Annotated in this window: 14 protein-coding genes and 1 pseudogene; 8 read left to right on the top strand and 7 right to left on the bottom strand. The window is 48.5% G+C overall.

What is annotated here, in order from left to right; all coding sequences use genetic code 11:
• Positions 1-9: 9 nt before the first annotated feature.
• From ABIE50_RS19825 to ABIE50_RS19805, 5 genes are read right to left on the bottom strand one after another with little or no spacing between them, the layout of a single operon-like run.
• Positions 10-753, bottom strand: coding sequence for an ABC transporter ATP-binding protein (locus ABIE50_RS19825; protein WP_209857958.1), 744 nt, complete (start codon positions 751-753; stop codon positions 10-12).
• 10 nt (positions 754-763) lie between these two features.
• Positions 764-1,681: an ABC transporter ATP-binding protein gene (locus ABIE50_RS19820; protein ID WP_209857957.1), complete on the bottom strand. Its 918-nt coding sequence runs from the start codon at positions 1,679-1,681 to the stop codon at positions 764-766.
• Positions 1,678-2,628: an HlyD family secretion protein gene (locus ABIE50_RS19815; RefSeq protein ID WP_209857956.1), complete on the bottom strand. Its 951-nt coding sequence runs from the start codon at positions 2,626-2,628 to the stop codon at positions 1,678-1,680. Before ABIE50_RS19815 ends, ABIE50_RS19820 begins: the two co-directional genes overlap by 4 nt.
• Positions 2,629-2,641: 13 nt before the next feature.
• Entirely contained in the window at positions 2,642-3,919 is a 1,278-nt protein-coding gene (locus ABIE50_RS19810; protein WP_209857955.1) for a TolC family protein, read from the bottom strand.
• Between the two features lie 52 nt (positions 3,920-3,971).
• The gene (locus tag ABIE50_RS19805; protein ID WP_142687253.1) at positions 3,972-4,592 is read right to left on the bottom strand and encodes a TetR/AcrR family transcriptional regulator; all 621 of its coding nucleotides are present in this window, start codon (positions 4,590-4,592) and stop codon (positions 3,972-3,974) included.
• 117 nt (positions 4,593-4,709) lie between these two features.
• On the opposite strand from ABIE50_RS19805, the gene ABIE50_RS19800 reads away from it, so the two are divergent.
• The 3 genes and pseudogenes from ABIE50_RS19800 to ABIE50_RS19790 form a co-directional block, all read left to right on the top strand.
• Positions 4,710-5,429, top strand: coding sequence for a DUF2071 domain-containing protein (locus tag ABIE50_RS19800; protein ID WP_209857954.1), 720 nt, complete (start codon positions 4,710-4,712; stop codon positions 5,427-5,429).
• A gap of 124 nt (positions 5,430-5,553) precedes the next feature.
• Positions 5,554-7,809, top strand: a complete 2,256-nt coding sequence (locus ABIE50_RS19795) for a phosphocholine-specific phospholipase C (protein ID WP_354028087.1) — start codon at positions 5,554-5,556, stop codon at positions 7,807-7,809.
• Positions 7,695-8,087 (top strand): annotated as a pseudogene (locus ABIE50_RS19790) (phospholipase domain-containing protein); the annotation flags it as partial. The gene ABIE50_RS19795 and the pseudogene ABIE50_RS19790, both read left to right, overlap by 115 nt.
• Positions 8,088-8,132: 45 nt before the next feature.
• Here ABIE50_RS19790 and pafA read toward each other — a convergent pair.
• A complete protein-coding gene (gene pafA, locus ABIE50_RS19785) occupies positions 8,133-9,773 on the bottom strand; it encodes an alkaline phosphatase PafA (RefSeq protein ID WP_354028086.1) in 1,641 nt (546 codons plus the stop codon).
• A gap of 213 nt (positions 9,774-9,986) precedes the next feature.
• Here pafA and ABIE50_RS19780 point away from each other — a divergent pair, with 213 nt between their 5' ends.
• The 3 genes from ABIE50_RS19780 to ABIE50_RS19770 all read left to right on the top strand — a co-directional run bounded on the left by ABIE50_RS19780 (position 9,987) and on the right by ABIE50_RS19770 (position 16,498).
• Positions 9,987-12,290 carry a WG repeat-containing protein gene (locus ABIE50_RS19780; protein ID WP_209857953.1) on the top strand — a complete coding sequence of 768 codons (2,304 nt, stop codon included), beginning with the start codon at positions 9,987-9,989 and terminating at the stop codon, positions 12,288-12,290.
• On the top strand, positions 12,280-14,238 hold the full coding sequence (locus tag ABIE50_RS19775) for a WG repeat-containing protein (RefSeq protein WP_209857952.1): 1,959 nt from the start codon (positions 12,280-12,282) through the stop codon (positions 14,236-14,238). Before ABIE50_RS19780 ends, ABIE50_RS19775 begins: the two co-directional genes overlap by 11 nt.
• A gap of 115 nt (positions 14,239-14,353) precedes the next feature.
• The gene (locus tag ABIE50_RS19770) at positions 14,354-16,498 is read left to right on the top strand and encodes an ATP-binding protein (RefSeq protein ID WP_209857951.1); all 2,145 of its coding nucleotides are present in this window, start codon (positions 14,354-14,356) and stop codon (positions 16,496-16,498) included.
• On the opposite strand, the gene ABIE50_RS19765 is transcribed toward ABIE50_RS19770, so the two are convergent.
• Complete coding sequence (locus ABIE50_RS19765; RefSeq protein ID WP_209857950.1) at positions 16,487-18,151, bottom strand: ABC-F family ATP-binding cassette domain-containing protein; 1,665 nt, start codon at positions 18,149-18,151, stop codon at positions 16,487-16,489. The genes ABIE50_RS19770 and ABIE50_RS19765 overlap by 12 nt on opposite strands.
• 315 nt (positions 18,152-18,466) lie before the next feature.
• Here ABIE50_RS19765 and ABIE50_RS19760 point away from each other — a divergent pair, with 315 nt between their 5' ends.
• Together ABIE50_RS19760 and ABIE50_RS19755 are read left to right on the top strand one after the other, a co-directional pair.
• Positions 18,467-18,988 carry an RNA polymerase sigma factor gene (locus ABIE50_RS19760; protein WP_209857949.1) on the top strand — a complete coding sequence of 174 codons (522 nt, stop codon included), beginning with the start codon at positions 18,467-18,469 and terminating at the stop codon, positions 18,986-18,988.
• Positions 18,969-19,226 carry a hypothetical protein gene (locus ABIE50_RS19755; protein WP_209857948.1) on the top strand — a complete coding sequence of 86 codons (258 nt, stop codon included), beginning with the start codon at positions 18,969-18,971 and terminating at the stop codon, positions 19,224-19,226. Before ABIE50_RS19760 ends, ABIE50_RS19755 begins: the two co-directional genes overlap by 20 nt.
• Position 19,227 lies beyond the last annotated feature (1 nt).

Below are 19,227 nucleotides of genomic sequence, written 5' to 3'. Positions count from 1 at the left end.
ATAAATGGTTTAGTCGCCCGACCTTTTAGCCCCGCGGGCCAGCAGGTAAAATACTTCGTCCATATTATCTGCCTTGAACTGCGCTTTCAGGTTGGCGGGAGAATCCAGCGCTTCCACTTTCCCGTCTACCATAATGGTGATGCGGTTGCAATACTCCGCTTCATCCATATAGTGTGTAGTTACAAAGATGGTGATGCCACTTGCCGCCGCTTCGTAGATCATATCCCAGAACTGCCGCCTGGTAACGGGGTCCACGCCACCGGTAGGCTCGTCCAGGAATACAATGCGCGGCTGATGGAAGATAGCCACCGAAAATGCCAGTTTCTGTTTCCATCCTAACGGCAATGCCCCAACGAGTTTCTTTGCTTCTGCGGTAAGCCCTAATTGCTGTACCAGGTTATCGCTTCGTTTGCGGATCTCGGCAGACGGAACGCCGTACACACCACCAAAGAATTCGATGTTCTCCAGTACCGTGAGGTTCTCATACAGGGAGAATTTCTGGCTCATATAGCCGATATTCTTTTTGATCTTCTCTGCCTGTTTGTATACATCGAAACCGGCTACCATCGCTTCCCCGGAGGTGGGGTGGGAGAGCCCGCAGAGAATGCGCATAGCCGTGGTTTTACCGGCGCCGTTCGCACCCAGGAAGCCAAAGATCTCTCCTTTATCTACCTCAAAGGAAATTTTATTGACGGCATAAAAATCGCCGAACCGCTTGGTGAGATCCTTACATACAATCACTTTTTCTTCCATGATACCTGTTTTAGGCCTGGTTCATTAACCGGATAAAACTATCCTCAATGCCGGGATGAATTAATTTTATATCTACATGTGTATGCCCCTGTTGTTCTACCTGGCGCCGCAGCGCATCGATGTTGTCGTTATCGTTTTTCAGCGTAATGTGTATATACTCCCCGAAAGCAAAGCTGCTGTCTATTTCCGGCATACCTCTCAATGCTGTGAGCAGTTTATAGATGTTGTCCGCCTTGATGGCATACAGTTTTACGGGGAAGGCGGCCATGATGTTAGCCGGCGTATCTACCGACATAATTTTGCCGTTCTGTATCAGCGCGATCCTTTCACAAAGCACGGCTTCATCCATATAAGGGGTAGATACGATGATGGTAATACCCTGTTGTTTCAGGCGTTTCAGCATCTCCCAGAATTCTTTTCTCGATACTACATCCACTCCTGTGGTAGGTTCATCCAGGAATAATACTTCCGGTTTGTGGATCAGCGCGCAACAAAGGGCCAGCTTCTGTTTCATGCCGCCGCTGAGCTTACCGGCGCGGCGGTCATTAAAAGGCTTTATCTGTTCGTAGATATCTTTTATCAACTCATAGTTGCCTTCTATGGTGCTGCCAAAAAGAGTGGCAAAGAAATCGAGGTTTTCCTTTACCGTCAGATCCTGGTACAGGGAAAATTTCCCGGGCATATAGCCGATCCGTTTACGGATCTCTTTATAATCTTTCACACAATCATACCCGCGTACGGTGGCGCTGCCTTTATCCGGCAGCAGTAACGTGGTGAGGACGCGGAAAAGGGATGTTTTGCCTGCGCCATCGGGGCCAATGAGGCCAAACAGCTCGCCTTCCTCCACCTGCAGTGAAATATCATCCACTGCCAGCACCTTACCTTCATCGTAGGTTTTAGTGATATGATCAAGGGTTACCGCGCTCATTTGGAATCTTTATTGATCAGCATTTCACCATACATGCCTATTTTCAGGTAGCCATCGTTCTTTACCCTTACCTTGATGGCATATACCAGGTTGGCCCGCTCATTTTTTGTTTGAATGGTTTTAGGCGTAAACTCAGATTTACCGGAGATCCAGGTAATTTCACCGGGATAGGCCTTATAATCTTTTTTACCCTGGTCGATACGCACCTGAACCTGCTGCCCCAGTTTGATCTGCGGGAGGGTAATACCAGTTACATAGGCCTTCAGGTAAAGCGTATCAATGTTGGCGATCTTATAGAGCGGCTTCCCGCTGGTGGCCATTTCTCCCTGCAGTGCATATCTTTGAAGCACAACGCCGCTGATGGGATTTACAATCTGTCCTTTTCGGATCTGTTCTGCAAATTGCGCCAGTGATTTTTCCAGCGGCGCTTTTTCACTTAGAATGCTGCGGTTTTGTGTGGAGATATTGGAATTGTTAAGCTGCAACTGTTGCCGCGTAACATTTAGCTGTCTTTCCATTTGCACAATAAGGGCATTGATATCATCCAGCTGTTTCTGTGTGGCGGCATCGCTTTTTACCAGGTTTTCAGTGCGTGTTCTTTCCCGGTACTGCTGCTGCAGCTGCGCTTCCTGTACCAGCAGTTGCCGGCGCACCAGTTCCCTTTCCGGCACGGGGTCCTGCGTTTTCTCCTGCAATGCTTTTATAGATGCCTGTACCTGTTCCTTCTGAAGGGTGGGGATGGCCACGTCTATTTGCCCAACCGTTTGGCCTGCAGCGAGCTTGTCGCCTTCTTTTACGGTGAACGATTGTATCTGACCGTTTTGTTCTGCAGATACGATCACTTCATCTGCTTCAAAGTTGCCGGATGCGTCGTAGTCGTTACTGCCTTTTCCGCAGGCATTGATCATCATCACAACGGCTATAGCAGGTATCATGTTGTATTTCATATGCAATAATTAATCAGTTCCCGGAGGTATTTTTATGATTGTATTGAGCCTGTAGTAATTGTATGCTGTGAAGGATGCGTGATTGTTTCGCCAGATTTTCCGCATTCAGCTGGGAGATGTATTCATGCACGGTGATCACGCCATTGTCGAGCTGCGCCTGGGCTGATTTCCGTACGGATGAGCGTAGTGCGATGGCACTGTCGTCCTGGTCTATCAGCACGGTAAACTTATTGATGTCCTGGTATTGCTGCTGCAGGCTCATGCCGGTATTGAACAGGAATGTTTCCTTGCTTATATCCAGGTTTTGCCGGTTAATGTCCAGCAGTTGCCGGTTGTTTTTCAGGGAGTAGAGGCTGCCGAGCGACCAGCTGAGCCGAACGCCGCCAAGCCACCAGGCGCCGGCTTTATTGTCGACGATGTTTAGGGTGGGGCGGCCGTAAGCGCCCTGGATAAATGCGTTCAACTTGGGAAGATAGCCTGACTGCAGTTGTTTCTCCTGTACGTCCAGTGCTTTTTTCTGGATATCATAGTAAGTAATTTCAGGCCGATGTATCTCCTGTTGTGGCGTCACGGGTGCAGGCCATGCCAGGCGGGTGCTGTCGCTCAGCGGTTGATGCAGGAAAGCCGACAACATTTTCATATAGGCTTTCCTGTTAGCCATGAATTCGGTGGTCATCATATCGGCGTTCATGATCTCTGCTTTGAGCTCATCTACATTGCTGCGGTAGGCTACGCCGTTGTTAAGGGCGGCCTGCATTTTATCCGTGGCGCTTTGCAGGTCTGCCTTTCTCAGGTTGTTCTGCTGCAGCTGCGCATCCATGAGCAGTATGCCGAAATACAGTTGTGTTACCTGCTGGCGGATGGCGTAGAGGTTTACTTCCAGCTGTTGCTGTTGTATGGCCTCATTGGCGCGACTGCTTTCTTTCTGCAGTTTGCTTACTCCTCCATCATAGATCTGCTGGGAGATCTCCGCCTGTATCTTATACTGGTCCTTGCTCAGCGAAGGGAATTCCACACCGGGCATGGGAGGTATCACTTCACTGAAGTTGATGGTTTGCGACTGGTAGGTGGCCTGCCCGCTTACATTGAGCTGGGGCAGGTATAGTTTACCTGCATTTTCCACGGAATACCTGCTGCTGCGTTTAATAAGATCATACTGTCTGATCAGCGGGTAATTTTGCCGGGCCAGGGTATAACACTCTTCTATGGTAAGCACGGAATCCTGTCCCCTGGCTTGTTTTGCCGGCACTCCCAGTAATATGAAACAACATAATGCCTGAAGTACTTTCATGTTTGAATTGTTGTTTTGAAAAGTTGTTCAATTTTCGGGTAAAAAAAAGCAGCTATTTCAGCATGCCTTTTATCCACATGGGAATAAGTTTTCTTCGCTCTTCCATCATAGCTACGAATTCAGTTGATTTCAACACTTTGTTTCTTTCCAGCAGTGGCCGGGCCAGGAAGGGCATCACTACAAAGCCGATCAGGCTCAGCATTAACTGGATAGGGTGTATGCTCAGTTTACCTTCTTTTTGCAGGGCGGCCAGTTGCTTGAAGAAATGAGACTGGAAGATAGCGTGGTTACGGTTGTTTTTCAACAGCACATCGCTGCCCGCAAAAATCTCATTTATCATAAACAAAGGGAAATCCGGGTTTTTCAATAGCATGTCTATGTAGTGGTCTGCCAGTTGTTCCACCTTTTGCTGTATGCTGAGCTGTTCATTATTGAGCACCTGTGCAATCCTGGTGAACAATTTTTCCACCACTTCAGCCATTACATACTGAAACAGCTTTTCCTTGCTGCGGAAATAATAGTTGACCAGCGACAGGTTAATGTCGGCCTCTGCTGCAATATCCCTTACTTTCGTGGCCTGGTATCCTTTCTTGGTGAATACTATCCTGGCGGCCGCTTTAATCCGTTCCTCCGTGGAGTCGTCCATTTTTACTTTCTTCTCACTTACCGGCATAATCATCCTTTTGACAAAGATACAAAATTGAACAACTTTTCAAAACATTTGTTCAATTTATTTAAAAAACCAGCCGGAAGTTGTTTTGATGTACCTTTAATACAGATCTGTACCTATATGAAACTACCCGTTATACATGGTTATATAGACCGGCGCATCCTGGTGAATTTCACCGTAGCACCCGAAGCTGTTCAGCCCTTGCTTCCGGCGCCTTTCCGTCCAAAGATCTATAAAGGCAAAGCCATTGCCGGTATTTGCCTGATAAGATTAAAACATATAAAGCCCAAAGGCTGGCCCGATTTTACCGGCATTTCTTCGGAAAACGGCGCGCACCGTATTGCCGTGGAATGGGAAGAGAATGGAGTTACAAAAGAGGGTGTGTATATTCCCAGGCGGGATACTTCATCGCGGTTGAACGCACTGGCGGGTGGGCGGATATTTCCAGGGAAACATCACCTGGCGCGTTTTGATGTAAGAGAAGCCGGTGGGCATTATCATATTGCTTTTGCCAGCGCTGATAAAACATTTCTTAGCGTAGATGCCCGCAGCACCAATGAATTTCCGGTTACCTCCGTTTTTGGAACATTGGAAAATGCATCTGCTTTTTTTGCAGGCGGAGCCGTTGGCTATTCTCCCAATGAGCGGCAGTCGCTCGATGGCCTGAAACTGCAGACCTACCAATGGCAGGTAAGCCCGTTGCAGTTGTTACAGGTAAGCTCCAGCTTTTTTGAAGATACAGCGGTATTTAAAAATGGGTCCGTTACTTTTGACAATGCCTTGCTCATGACGCGCATTGAGCATGAATGGCATACACTTACCGGCTGTCCTCAACCATAGCCGTATATAATGTATAACAGACACATAACAGGAGGCACCATTGCATTCTTTGAGAATGTTTTCTATTTTGTTTGATGAACAATGTTTGCTGAACAATGCAGAAACCCACTCAATCTGATTATAAATGGACTCACGCAGAGAATTTCTGAAAAAATCTTTACTACTATCCGGTGCCGCAGGCTTATCTACCATGATGCCTGCCTCTATTCAACGGGCGTTGGCAATAGATCCAGCTCCCGGCAGCACTTTCCTCGATGCGGAACATATTGTGATCCTTATGCAGGAGAACCGTTCTTTTGACCACTGTTTTGGCACTTTACAGGGTGTTCGCGGTTTTAATGATCCACGTGCCGCATGGATGCCGGATGCCAAACCGGTATGGTTTCAAACCAATGCACAGGGCGATACCTATGCCCCTTTCCGTCTTAATATTAAAGACACCAAAGCCACCTGGATGGGTGCACTGCCGCATTCCAGGCCAAGCCAGGTAGATGCTTACAATAAAGGGCGCTACGATAAATGGCTGATCGCAAAAACACCGGGCAACAAAGAATACGCGGCTATGCCTTTAACAATGGGCTATTATACCCGCGAAGATCTTCCCTTCAACTACGCCATGGCGGATGCTTTCACGGTATGCGACCAGAACTTCTGCTCAGCCATGACCAGCACTACGCCGAACCGCTCTTTTTTCTGGACAGGAAAAATAGTGCATGAGGTGGATGGATTGCCAAAAGCGCATATCCGGAACGATGATTACAGCTATGGAAAACTTCCCTGGAAAACCTTCCCTGAATTGTTGGAAGAAAATAATATCGCCTGGAAATTTTACCAGAATGAGATCAGCTGCGGTGGCGGATGGAAAGGAGAAGAAAGGGCCTGGCTTGCCAACTTCGGCTGTAACCTGCTGGAATTTTTCGCCGCCTATAATGTGAAGTTTTCTGAGCGCTATGTAAACGGGTTGCTGAAACAGGTGGAAACACTGCCTGATGAAATCAACAAGCTCCAGGAAGCCAGTCCTTCCTCTGATGCTGCGGCTGCAAAGATCCGCGCAGACATTTCCAAAAAGCAGGCAGTACTTGACAATGCCACACAGGAGCTGGCAAAATGGAACAAAGAAAGCTATGAGCAATTAACGGATCACCAGAAATCGCTTTACCAGCGGGCTTTCGTGGTAAATAAAAATGATCCTTCCTATCGTAAGGTAACAGAAGTAAGTTATAAGGACGGATCAACGGAGCGTACTGTTACTGTACCTGCCGGCGATGTGCTGCACCAGTTCCGTAAAGATGTGAACGAAGGCAAACTGCCGCAGGTATCCTGGCTGGCAGGCCCGCAGAATTTCTCCGACCACCCCAGCGCTCCCTGGTATGGGGCATGGTATGTATCCGAAATACTGGATATCCTTACACAAAAACCGGAAGTATGGAAGAAAACTATTTTCATTGTTACTTACGATGAAAATGATGGCTACTTCGATCACGTGGTACCATTTTCTATTTGCGATAATAATAAACCCGGTACGGGAAAATGTTCCGCCGGAATTGATACGGAAATTGAACAGGTGAGGCTGGCACATGAACTGAAACAGGGCATAAGTGAGAAGCAGGCAAGGGAGGCCCCGGTAGGACTGGGTTTCAGGGTTCCTCTTATGATCGCATCTCCATGGAGCAGGGGAGGAAAGGTATGCTCGCAGGTATTTGAACATACTTCCACTCTCCAGTTCCTGGAAACATTTTTTAATAAGAAACTGAACAAAAAACTGCACCTGGAAAATATCAGCCAGTGGCGACGCACTATCAGCGGGGATCTGACAGCAGCTTTCAGCCCCTTTAATACTTCTACACCCGACAAAAAGATTTTCCTGGACCAGCGCCTCGTAGTGGAAAACATCAACAACGCCCGCTTTAAATCCGTACCCACCGGCTTCAATAAGATCACCCCGGAAGATGTAAAAGCATTTACTAACGGGAAAGGCACTACGATTTTACAGCAGGAGAAAGGCACCCGCCCTTCCTGCGCATTGCCGTACGAACTGCTGGCAGACGGGCAGTGGAAAGCAGACGGGGAATTGTTGTCGCTGAAAATGAAAGCAGGCAGGCAATTGTTTGGCGACCGTGCGCATGGCGCGCCTTTCACGGTGTACACCCATCTTCCTTACAAGGATGAATCAACCGGTGAAACAGAGCAGGGAAGAACCTGGTCCTTTGCCGTAGCCGCAGGGATACCATCACTTATGAATGGCCGGCCAGGGCCTTTACTGATAACCATTACAGGCTGCACCTGCATGGGCCGAACGGGTTTTACCGTGTCTTCGAAGGCTCCCCGCAGCATCCGCAGCTGGATATTGCGGTGGACTATGAAACAAACGGTAAGCTGAAAAAGAAGGCCACCGGCAACCTGGTACTGCGTGTAACCAATACCGGTAGCAGCCCCCGGGATATCAGCATCACAGACAATGCTTATCATGGTAAGTTGATCCAGCGTAGCATTGCAACAGGGGCCACACTGGAGCTGGTATTACCGTTACAGAAAAGTCGTGGCTGGTACGATTTTACCGTGAAGGCAGCAGGCTTTGATACATTTAGCCAGCAGTATGCAGGAAGGGTGGAAACAGGAGAAGAGGGGATCACAGATCCTTTTATGGGAAGGGTATAATTTAAAACCCGGTAGGATGCCAGGCGGTATCCTACCGGAAATATATTATTGCAGTATTTCTTTCACAGGTTTACCTACACAGCCGCTGGGCATTTGTATATGCAGCATGGCAGCCAGGGTAGCGGCAATATCTGTCATATGCACCGTTTCATTGGAGGCGCCATGTTTTACATGCCATCCCATAAACACCAGCGGGATATGGATATCGAACGGGTTCCAGTTACCATGGGTAGTTCCTTTCAGTGAACCTTCAAACCATCCCGGTTCAGGGATCACGATCACGGAACCGGTGCGTTTACGGTTGTAACCATTAATGGCCATGGTGTTCAGTGGTTCCGGTAAAGGGTTCGTCCCGATATTATCCAGGTCGGCGGCAAACTGGATACCCGGTTGCGCCTCAAAGTATTTCACGGTTTCTTTCTTCACCGCATCATAATCCAGTTTGGATGCAGCAATTTTTGCTTTGTCGAAGCTCACGTGGTAGTTCATAAAAGACAATACCAGTTTGCTCACGCCGAAGCGGGCATTCAGCGTACTATCCAGGCCTGCCAGCAGTTTGCGGCTTTCAGTTTGCCCGGATGGCAGTTTATGTTCTTCCATGAATTTAAGGGCGTGGGCTGCGCCATGATCGGCTGTAAGGAATACGAGGTAGTTGCCTTTTCCCACGCGCTGGTCGAGGTAAGAGAAGAAGGCCGACAGGTCTTTATCCAGGCGTAGATAGGTATCTTCCACTTCTATGGAGTTAGGGCCGTATTTATGGCCTACATAATCAGTAGAAGCGCAGTTGATAGTGAGGAAATCCGTTACAGTGTTATTACCGAGGTCGTATCCTTCAATGGCCGCTTTTGCGAAATCCAGTGTCAGCGTATTCCCGTTGGGAGTAGATCTCAGGCTGCCGGGGTCTTTTTTATATACGTCTTTCAGCGCATGGGGGAAAACAGGCGCTTTTTCGCCGGGGAAAGTACCTTCCCAGGGAGCGTTGTCTTCGCTGCTCTGTACATAGGTGTTCACAGGGTACAGGGTTTCCCATGGTTTGGACATCAGTTGCTGTGGCACTTTGCGGTCGTTGAAGCGTTTTACCCATTCAGGCAGTTCCTTCATATACCAGGTGCTGGTCACAAAGCTGGCGTTGCTGTCGTCCAGCCAGAATGCGCCATTGGCCGTATGCCCCGCAGGAAGGATAGAGGCGCGGTCTTTCAGCGATACGCCCACTACCTTTGAGCGGAAGTTGGTGGCCAGTTTCAGTTCATCGGTGATAGTGGAGGCCAGCAGGTTGCGTGGCGACATCCTGCCTGCGGAGCTATTGGTGCCAACAGGTTGCACCGTAGTGTCTTCAGTGCAATACCATTTTCTCCCGCTGAGCTGATCGGGCCAGTCGTTGCCCGTAATACCATGAATAGCCGGCACACTGCCTGTATAAATAGTGCTGTGGCCTACGGCTGTAAAAGAGGGAAGGTGGCTGATAAATGTGTTCTCACATGAAAAACCATCACCCAGCATGCGTTTGAAGCCGCCGGCTTCATAACGGTCGTAATACCGGTACAGGTAATCCCAGCGCATCTGGTCTACCACGATACCTACAATCAGCTTTGGCTTTTCATTGGATTGAGCTACTGCGGTGAGCCCCTGTAACGCCGTAAAGGCGCCCAGGAATGCAGCGGCAACAGATTTAGTCATTCCATTCATAATGCAGATTTTTTTTCATTTCTTAAGTTCACGCCCCAAAACGGGAATCGGCAAACGTAACAAAAAAATAATAAAACCCTGCACCTTTTCGTTGAACGGAAGCCGGCAACCAGTGGTTTTAAGCAAAACATTAATTATTTGCGTTTTCCGAAAGATATGCATCTTTGCAACTTCTACTAAAGCGGAAACTACATGCGGAGGAAAAAATACTTATTGACAGGACTCCTTTTAAGCAATCTTTCTTTGTATGCGCAACAGCAGGTGGTAGCGGATTACCTTGGGCGGTTCGATGGGCAGCTGGCGCCGGTGATGATCAACCGGCAAAAGCAATGGCTGCATCTTTCAGGAGCCGTGCTGGTAGATAAACTGGAAAACCAGGGCTATTTCAAAACCATTATAGCGGTGAAACATAATGCCTATGGAGCCATCAGTAACAGCGGTAAAATTATAGCCCCCTTTAAGTATGATGAGGTTAGCCTGGCCGACGAAAAAGACGACACGGATTCCTCGAAGAACTATTGCTTTGTGATCACCCGGCTCAATGGAAAATATGGCGCCGCTGATACACTTGGCAATGAGATTTGCCCGCCTGTATACACACAGGTAGAACCAATGACGCCGCATGTGCTGAAAATGAAAAAAGACGGCCGCTGGGGATGGATAGACATTAAAACAGGAAAGGTATTACAGGCACCCATATACGAAGATGCAGGCAAAAGTTATGTACGCAATTATACCATAGAAATAACGAAGGCCGGGAAAGTAGGATTGGCAGCGGAAGACGGTACCATCATTGTGCCTGCGGAATATGAGTCGTTTAATTACCTCAGTAGCAACAACACTTATTTTGGGTTTACCTCCAAAGGCAAATCGGGCGTGATGGATCACGACGGCCGCATTGTAGTACCGGCCGTTTATGATAAATGCAGCCCTGGGCCGGGGAATGATCTCTTTGCGGTTACACAAAACGGGAAAACCGGGATCGTGGACGCACATGGCCAAACGCTGCTGCCGCTGCAATATTCCGAAGCATCCCTGATGGGCATAGTAATGAAAGTAGGCAAGGGTGGTAAATACGGAGTGGTGAATGCAGCAGGGAAGGAGATCATTCCGCCGCTGTATAGTGACATCAAAGCTGTTAACGCGGAAGGAAGGGAAGTATATGACGCTCCTGTGGTAATGGCGCCGGGCGGTAAGGGAATACCCGTATTGGCCATACCGCTGGTATTCCTGGTAAGCAAAGGAACTGCCACCGGGGTGTTTGATACCGGTGGCAAACAGTTGTTGCCATTTGCATACAGCCGTATAACACCCTTCTTACGGGAAAATACACTTTGCCTGGAGGTGGAACAGCAGGGCAAAACTGGCCTGCTTGGAATAGACGGTAAAATTATTGTTCCCCCGGTATATGACGGTTTGGTAAATGGTTATAACAGCGGCTTTTCCTATCTCGATGATCTGGCAGGAGAAGATAAAAAAAATTACCAGGCCTTTCTGAAAGAAGAGCGGCTTGGTTTGTTCAATACCGCTACCGGGAAAGAGATCCTGCCCGCAAAGTACAGCTGGATCCAATGGCAGAACAATCAATTACTGTTCCTCCGCAACGGCGATACCACTTCGCTGGCCGATGCCACTGGTAAGATCATCCGGGGCGGAAAACAATACGGGTTCTTTACAGCGGTAGATACCAACCGGATAGTGGAAACCCGGTATAATAACGACGGCACCACCACCTGCACTCTCTCCGATATAGCCGGCAATATTTTATATAGCAGCAACCGCTGGGAGTTTAAAGAAGACAGGGTTACCAGGCTGCTGATGCCGGAAAGCAGCAAAAGAAGAAATGCACAGTTCAGTGATGGGCTGTTAAAAGTTTGGGGAAGTTACAGTAGCAGCCGCAGCAACCTGTTCCTGGATACCAACGGCAAAGAAGTGGTTTTTGACGACTATAGCTTTGTGGGTGATTTCTGGAACGGCCTGGCCCTGGCTGGCAAAGACATCAGCCCCAACCAGGCATTGTATGGTATTATAAACCGTAATAAAGAGGTCATTTATCCCATTACAGCAGACGATATTAATACCCTGGAAAACCTGCTCCTGGTAAAGAAAGGCGATCTTAAAGGATTGATCACCAGGGAAGGGAAAGTGCTGCTCCCTGTGGAGTACAGCGAAATAAGCAGTTTATACGGCGCGCCCTTTTTTAAAATAGGCCGTAACAGGAAATACGGCATAACGGATACTCTTGGCAGGATGATCCTGCCTGTGGAATTTGACGATATCAGTTACCGGGAAGATAATAAACTGTTTGAAGTAACCCGTGAAGGCAAAAAAGGTATTGCGGGCATTAACGGCAAAATGATCATCCCTGCTATCTATGACGAAATGGAAATCAACCAGGGATATGAAAGGAATATTTTCCCTTTACTGGTGAAACAGGGAGAGTGGTATTTTTATCTTGATGCACAGGGAAAACCATTCCCGTATAAATCAAAGAAGAAGAAAGGGTATGATGACTAAAATAGTAACTGTAAAGCATATACGTTATTTGCTGACAGGCGCACTGCTGCTGGCAGCCCGCACTTTACCGGCCCAGCAGGCATCTATATTCAGCAATGGGTTTGCCCGTGTGGTGGACGGGGAGAAAAGCTGGTATATTGATCCTTCCGGTAAGAAAGCGTTCGACCAGTTGCTGGCCATGTATCACCCGGTTACTGCTACACCCGCTGATGAGAACGGTCACTCGCTGGTTGTTCCTGATAAGGAGTTAACTATGCTGCTGGTAGCCAGCAACGGTAAAACAGGCATCGTGGGCAATAACGGGAAATGGGTGCTGCCTGCTGAATATGATACCATTGAAATGAAATGGAAAACCTACCTGGTATTGCGCCGGGATGGGAAAATGACCTATGCAGACACCTACGGCAAACTGCTGCTGCCTATGCAGTTTGAAGATGCAGGGATATTGGACGATCAGCACTTTGATGTGAAAACCGGCAGCAAATGGGGTATTTACAGCACGGCGGAAAACAAACTGCTGATACCGGCTGTGTATGAATCATTCGACTATTGCGGAGGCTGTGGCAGGAAAGGAGATTACCTGTTTGCACAGAAGAATGGCAAATGGGGGATCATCGACTTTAATAACAATATACTGATCCCCTTTGAATATGAGCACGAGCATTATTTTATGCGCAGTGACAACTGGGTGATGAGCTTAAAAAAGAACGGGCAGGATGTAACCATCAACCTGCAAAATAAAAAGGAATACGCTGCTCCGGAATATACAGATATGACCATCACCAATAACGGTTCTCTCAGGGCAAGAAAGAATGGTAAGTACGGACTGGTAGGGGAAGACGGTACGCTGATAGCAGATTTTATTTATGAAGATATCACTGACGCATACGATGAACAGGGTTACGGCCCTTACCTGCGGATCACACAAAACGGCAAAACAGGTATCCTCCGGGAAGATGGCAAAGTGATTATTCCACCTGTATATGAAGGTGATGTAGTGGCCGCCGGTGAATATTTTATCATCCCGGTAAATGGTAATTACAACCTGGCAGATAGTACCGGCAAAAAGTTACTGTCAAAAGATTATACCGCTATAACGCTGATGGATAAACGTTCCGCAACACCTCTTTTCAAGCTGAAACAAAAAGCGCTGTACGGCTTTTATAACCCTGCAACGGGCCGGCTGACCGGGCCAGCCTTTTTCGACATCGATGGCACCGATGTCACTGCTCCCGGTATGGAATTGCTGGAAGTAAGTTACCGGGAGATGTATGGATTGTATAGCACATCAGGGGAGCAGGTATTGCCCGTGGAGTACAAAAAAGTGGAAGGCCTTGCGCCGGGATTGGCAGCTGTTAAGAAAGAAACCGGCGCCGGTGTGTACGACATACTGCATAAGAAAATGCTGATCCCCGCCATTTACTATAATGTAGGCATATCATCGGTAGATACCAGCCTGCTGATAGCCACCCGGAAGGAGGATTACACGGAGGCATTTTTTAATTTTAAAGGTGTGAAAGTGCCGGCCCCCAAAGAAAAGCGCTTGCCGCCGGTAGCGAAATCCCGTTTACTGGAAAAGAAAATAGCCGGCAGTGAATACCCGCTGTATGGATATACCGACAGCAACGGTAAAATAATCATAGCTCCCATTTACGACCGCCTCCTGGTGGAAAAGAACGGGCGTGGCTTCCTCGCGCAGAAGGGGTCAGAATTTACAGTGCTGAATGCAGCAGGTAAGCCCGTAAGCGAACAGGCATTTGATGATGTGATGCTGGAAGAAGCGCCCGGTTACGGGGTTACAGACGTGCAGTACAGTTTTCCCTTACTCTGCAGGACCGGCGATAACTTGCAGTACCTCACGGCGGAAGGGACCTTTCTCCCGCTTAAAGTGAATGGCGTAGTTGCTTTTAGTCCGTATGGTATATATGGCATTCCCGAATTGCAGTAATTTTTTTGGTGGCTGCTATTAAAACCCTATTTTAGCGGCCACTAACCATTTAAAAGTACCAGGATCCCCCGTTGTCATATAACATCAGTAGTACCCCTAAAAACTGATCGGCTATATGCGCAAGTCTTTATTATTGTTTGTCGTGTCACTGACACTGGTTTTCCTGTTGATGGTGGTATTGTTTTTTTCAGGTTACAACATCCACCGGCGAAGCACCCGGCAGCTCCTGCAGGCTACAGACACCCTTATGACGGAGCACCCGTTTGTACATTTAATGGATTCTGCGTTGTTTACCCTCAATGATGCAGAAAACAATTTCCGCCTGTACACGGTGTTGTATCAACGTAAATATCTCGAAACATTTTCAAAGGATCTTGGTAACGTGTTATCCATGATAAACACTATCAGCGGTTCTCTGAATACCACTTCCTCACTGGCCGCCCTCATGAAGGAAAAGGAAGATCTGTCCGGGAAGATCGCCTCATTGAAACAGGCCACCGATTCCATGCTTGCCCGTTCCATCAGGAACGAAATGATTGACCAGCTGCTGAACGGTATCCCGGCCTATAATATGAAGCAGATCAAAAAAGAAAAGGTAACCATTGATACGGTGAATAACGTACAGCAGCCAAAAACAGGGAAGAAGGGCCTCTTCAAAAGAATTGGCAATGCGCTCTCCAATAAAAAAGATACGGTGAAGGCCCAGGTGAGCATTGTGGTGAGAACCAGGAGCGGGCGGGTGATCGACAAGGAAGCCTACGATGCCATGCAGCTGAGGAAGGTAGTTAGCGATATCAACAGTTACTATAAGGATATCCTGAAACAACAGCTCAGCAACCGTATGCGGCTGAATGAAACAGAATCTTCACTGGCCGGCACCAACATCGCTATGATGGAGGATTTAAAGGGACTACTGATTTCACTGCGGGAGCACGCCGCTATGCAGGCCCGGGCAGAAAAGAGAGCAGCCCGTGATGTGGTGGGCAATAGCACTGTAAAAATGAAAAGTATTGTTTTGGCGGGTTTGCTTGCGCTCCTGGTTTGCCTGGCAGTGATAGCCGCTGCCGCCTGGATCATCCGTAAAAATAACCGCCGGCTGAAAGCTGCTAAGCTGGCGGCGGAAGAGCAAACCCGTATGCGTACCGATTTCCTCAATAATATGAGCCATGAAATGCGCACACCGCTTACTTCCCTGGCGGGTTTTACAGAACAGTTGTCTTATACCCCGCTGAATCCTGTGCAGAAAGAGCTGGTAACCTCTATGGATTCAGCCGCCAATATGCTGGTACAGGTAGTGAACGATGTGCTGGATTTTTCAAAGCTGGAGCACGATTACATGTCGCTTACCCTGCAGCCTTTTGTATTGTACCAGGTATTTAACGAGGTAATGAATATAATGAGGATACAGGCGCTGAAGAAAAACCTGGAATTTAACGTAAGCTTTGAAGGCAACCGCAACGGGCAGGCGAATGGCGATGTTTTCCGGCTGAGGCAGGTGTTGTTAAACCTGGTGAGCAATGCTATTAAGTACACTGATAAAGGCACAGTAACGGTAACGGCTATACTGGAATCAGCCGGGGAAAAACAATGGCAGTTCCGGCTCACAGTGGCCGATACCGGTGAGGGTATCAGCGCGGAAGCGCAGCAGCATCTTTTTGAAAGATTTTTCCAGGCTGGTAATGCCAAAAGCCATTTAAAGGGTACCGGCCTTGGACTGGCTATCACCAGGCGCCTGGTTACTTTACAGGGCGGGGAAATTTCGGTGGAAAGTGAGCTGCAGAAAGGCTCCCGTTTTATGTGCCGTATCCCTTATGAAAAAGTGAATGTACCACTGATGGTACCTGCGCATACCCATGAAGGAAAGGAAATGGTGGGCGCGCATATGGAAGGACGTTATGTGCTGGTTGCGGACGACCAGGAAATGAACCTGCTCCTGCTCAAGATGATCCTTACCCGCTGGAAATGCCGGTTCGATATGGCTACCGACGGGCAGACCGCGCTGGAGCTGTTTCAGCAATACAGCTACGACCTCGTGCTGCTGGATCTGCACATGCCGAAGCTGAACGGTATTGAGGTGATGGAGCAGATCCGCAAAAATAGTGATCCCGGAAAGGCAGGAGTGATAACACTGGCATTAACAGCCAATATTTCCGCCAGCGATGAAGAGGCCTTTGTTAAAGCAGGCTTCAACGGCTGGCTCCTGAAGCCTTTCCGGGAGAAGGACATTTATAAAGCGATCATGGAGCACCTACCTGTTTAACGCCAGTATATCATCCACGCCCACTTCTGCTATGAAGTCGGCATCGTGGGAAATGACCAGCAGCGTGCCTTTGTATTCCCTGAAGATCTGCGTGAGTATATTGATATTCTGCAGGTCCAGGTTATTGGTAGGCTCATCCAGCAGGATCACATCGGGGGCTTTGTCCTGCAGGGTCATGCTGCAAAGCGCGAGCCGCAGCATTTCACCGCCGCTTAAAACGGTGCAGGACTTATCCCAGGTATCCGGGCCGAAAAGGAAATTCACCAGCACCGTTTTTACCATCGATATCTCCAGCCGGTTATTGTTGTAAGACAATGCCTGCTGCAATACCGTTTTTTCACGGTCGATCAGCGTGTAGTCCTGGTCCAGCAACAGGCTGCGGCTGATGGCAGTATGCATCTCACCGGTAGCTGGCTGTAATTGACCAAGTATCAGTTGCAGCAGGGTAGACTTGCCGCTGCCGTTTGGGCCGGTAATGGCTATCCGCTGCCCGCTGCGGATGGTAAAGGTAAGTGGTGTTTGCCAGAGCATGTTCCCGGGAGATGTGAACTGTGCCGGTTCACCCGTTGCTGCGGGATCCGGCGCCGTTGTATCTGGTAACTGTGCTGTCCACCCGAAATTTATGCCCGTGGCCTGTACCAGTACTTTTCCTGTATGCAGCGATGATTGTTCGAAGTATCCTTTCATCATGCGCTGGATCTGTGTCATAGCTGAAAGTTCCTGCCAGCCTGCACGGAGCTCTTCTACTTTTTCGTTGTGCACCTGTTTCAGTTTTGCGGTAGATACTTCTGCATTATTCTTTCTTCCGTTCAGCAGTATCTTGGGTATCCCGCCGTTCCTGGCGTTTTTCCTTGCCTGTGCATCGGCATGTTGCTTGCGCTCCATAGCCTCCTGCCGTTGCTTTTTAGCTTCTTTCAGAGCTTTCTCCTGGTGGGCAACACGCTGTTGCAGGGCATCTGTTTCTATGCTTTTTTGTTCAGCATAGAAATCATAATTGCCTCCATAGGTTTTAATGCCGTTGGCCTGCAATTCCCAGATGGGCTCGCAGAGGCGCAACAGCTGCCGGTCGTGGCTTACGATCAGCAATGTGCAGGAAGTGCCGGCCATCCATTCGTATAGCTGTTCACGTGCGTGGTGGTCAAGATGATTGGTAGGCTCGTCCAGCAGCACGATGGAAGGTTCGAAGATGTCGATGCCGGCAAGGAACAGCCGTGTTTTTTCACCACCGCTGAGCGACGATAGTGGCTGATCCGGCTGTAATGCCCGCAGCCCCCATTTTTCAAATGCGGCTTCACTGCGAACGGCAATGTCCCAGTCGTCGCCAAGTATATCGTATAAATGCGGACTGGTATCGCCCTGCAATATTAGTTCCAACGCATCCAGTTTCTGTGCAGTGCCTGCAGCCTGTGCTACCGTAAGCGTATTAAAATGGCCGAAATGCTGCGGCACATAGTAACAGGGCTCCGTTATCCGCACGGTGCCGGACGATGGCTTTTCCAGGCCGGCAATGATCTTCAGCGATGTAGATTTGCCTGCACCGTTATGGCCTGCAATGGCAGCCTTGTATCCTTTATGAAGCGTGAAACTGATATCCCTGAATAGATCCTGGCCTGATGGAAGCTGGTAACTGAGCTGTTGTACGCTGATAAGCATGTGTAATCGTTTTGAAATGAACAATGGCGGCGAAAGGTATCGCCGGGTTAGCGGGACGGGAAACGAGGATACTCATTTTCATGGCAGTAAAATTTAATTGAATAGATCAGCGTATGCAGCAGCATCACTGTATGATTGTAAAAAAAAGTTATGGAAACGGGAGATAAAACACGCCGGAGCGGCATGTATAAGGGCTTCAGCCCGCTATTGTATGTAGGATATTGATCACATTGTGAGGCAAAGGTAAAAAAAAATCTTAAATTTTGGGTGATATCCAGTTGGTTTCTGACACTAGTATATAAAAACCAGGCTCATATGCGTACTCAGGAAGATCAATGGCTGGAGGAAATATACCGGAATACCCTGCCTCGTGTGGCAGCAGCCATATACCGGATGGGCGGCAACCTGGAGATGGCCAAAGATATATTCCAGGATGCTGTTATCATCTATCTCGAAAAAAAACAGCAAAACAAACTGCCTCCCGGGGTACCGGCAGCAGCTTATATCAGCGGCATTGCCAGGATACTGTGCATCCGCAAACTGAAACGATCAGGCCCTCATATTCCGCTGGATGACATGGACGGCGATATTGGGGTGCCGGCAGATTATTATGCGCCGCCACCGGTGGCCAAACCGGTGCTGGAGTATGTGAAGGCCGCCGGCAAACGGTGCCTGCAGCTGCTGCGCGCATTTTATTACGATCATCTTTCCATACAGGAAATAGCGGAAGACTTTAATTTCAAAACACAGCATTCTGCCAGTGTGCAGAAATATAAATGCCTGGAAAAAGTAAGGGAACAGATTAAACAGTTGGATTATGCGGAAACAGTTAGCTGAAGCGCGGCAAATAGAACAATACCTGCTGCGGGAAATGCCCGCTGCCTCCCGGCTGGTATTCCAGGCCCGGATGCTGGCTGCGCCCGCATTGCGTGAAAAGGTACGCTACCAGCGGAAAACGCTGCAGCTGGTACGCTGGCTGGCGCGGGAAGAAAAACGCCGCGAACTGGACCAGCTTTTCCATCGCCTTATGCAGGATACTTCTTTCAACAATTCCATCACTTCTATTTTTAAATAAC

This window comes from Chitinophaga sp. OAE865, from assembly GCF_040546735.1.
Lineage (GTDB): Bacteria > Bacteroidota > Bacteroidia > Chitinophagales > Chitinophagaceae > Chitinophaga > Chitinophaga polysaccharea_A.
Note: the sequence above shows the minus strand (reverse complement) of the source record. Positions and strands in the feature narration are given on the sequence as shown.

Bases quoted from the DNA above. Each gene is read 5' to 3' on its own strand.
- pafA (WP_354028086.1), bottom strand. From the start codon at position 9,773: ATGAATGGAATGACTAAATCTGTTGCCGCTGCATTCCTGGGCGCCTTT.
- ABIE50_RS19825 (WP_209857958.1), bottom strand. From the start codon at position 753: ATGGAAGAAAAAGTGATTGTATGTAAGGATCTCACCAAGCGGTTCGGC.
- ABIE50_RS19775 (WP_209857952.1), top strand. From the start codon at position 12,280: ATGATGACTAAAATAGTAACTGTAAAGCATATACGTTATTTGCTGACA.
- ABIE50_RS19765 (WP_209857950.1), bottom strand. From the start codon at position 18,151: ATGCTTATCAGCGTACAACAGCTCAGTTACCAGCTTCCATCAGGCCAG.
- ABIE50_RS19755 (WP_209857948.1), top strand. From the start codon at position 18,969: ATGCGGAAACAGTTAGCTGAAGCGCGGCAAATAGAACAATACCTGCTG.
- ABIE50_RS19815 (WP_209857956.1), bottom strand. From the start codon at position 2,628: ATGAAATACAACATGATACCTGCTATAGCCGTTGTGATGATGATCAAT.
- ABIE50_RS19805 (WP_142687253.1), bottom strand. From the start codon at position 4,592: ATGCCGGTAAGTGAGAAGAAAGTAAAAATGGACGACTCCACGGAGGAA.
- ABIE50_RS19795 (WP_354028087.1), top strand. From the start codon at position 5,554: ATGGACTCACGCAGAGAATTTCTGAAAAAATCTTTACTACTATCCGGT.
- ABIE50_RS19760 (WP_209857949.1), top strand. From the start codon at position 18,467: ATGCGTACTCAGGAAGATCAATGGCTGGAGGAAATATACCGGAATACC.
- ABIE50_RS19810 (WP_209857955.1), bottom strand. From the start codon at position 3,919: ATGAAAGTACTTCAGGCATTATGTTGTTTCATATTACTGGGAGTGCCG.
- ABIE50_RS19770 (WP_209857951.1), top strand. From the start codon at position 14,354: ATGCGCAAGTCTTTATTATTGTTTGTCGTGTCACTGACACTGGTTTTC.
- ABIE50_RS19800 (WP_209857954.1), top strand. From the start codon at position 4,710: ATGAAACTACCCGTTATACATGGTTATATAGACCGGCGCATCCTGGTG.
- ABIE50_RS19820 (WP_209857957.1), bottom strand. From the start codon at position 1,681: ATGAGCGCGGTAACCCTTGATCATATCACTAAAACCTACGATGAAGGT.